This window comes from Micromonospora fiedleri (genome assembly GCF_016774385.1).
GTDB classification, from domain to species: Bacteria; Actinomycetota; Actinomycetes; order Mycobacteriales; family Micromonosporaceae; genus Micromonospora; species Micromonospora gifhornensis.
In genome coordinates this window covers 1-481 of record NZ_JAETXL010000047.1, presented here as the reverse complement: position 1 = coordinate 481, position 481 = coordinate 1, and the positions used below count along the sequence as shown (strand labels likewise).

The following is a 481-nucleotide window of genomic DNA, read 5'->3' as shown; positions in this document are numbered from 1 at the left end:
CGGGGCCAGGGGTGAACCGGCAGCAGCTGCGACTGGGCGGGCCAGCCTGCGGCGTGCAGCGGCGGCCCGGTGCGCGGCCGCCACAGCCGGACCCCGGCCGCCTCGGCCGGTCGGGTCGCGCCCGCCCCCCCCCCGGCCACGTCGGCGAGCAAGCCCTCACCGGCCGGCGCGTCCTCCTCGACCACCTGGTCGCCGGTGTTGCCGTACCAGCCGCTCGCCGAGGCGTTCAGCAGCACCTCCGGCCGATCCGCGGCCGGCAGCCCGGCGATGGTGATGGCCAGGGTGCTTGTGGTGTCCACCCGGCTGGAACGGACCAGCTGCTTGTACCTGTCGTTCCAGCGGCGGTCACCCACCCCGGCACCGGCCAGGTTTACCACCCCGTCCGCCTCGGCGAACAGCGCCCGGTCACGCTTCGCCGCCCACGGCGCCCCCTGCCTCTCCTCGGGTGCACGCGGCTGCCCGCCGCATCCCCGGGGCCCAC

Annotated in this window: 1 pseudogene; it reads right to left on the bottom strand. The window is 77.3% G+C overall.

From position 1 onward, the window contains the following. Positions 1–481: pseudogene (locus JMF97_RS30570) on the bottom strand (epimerase); the annotation flags it as partial.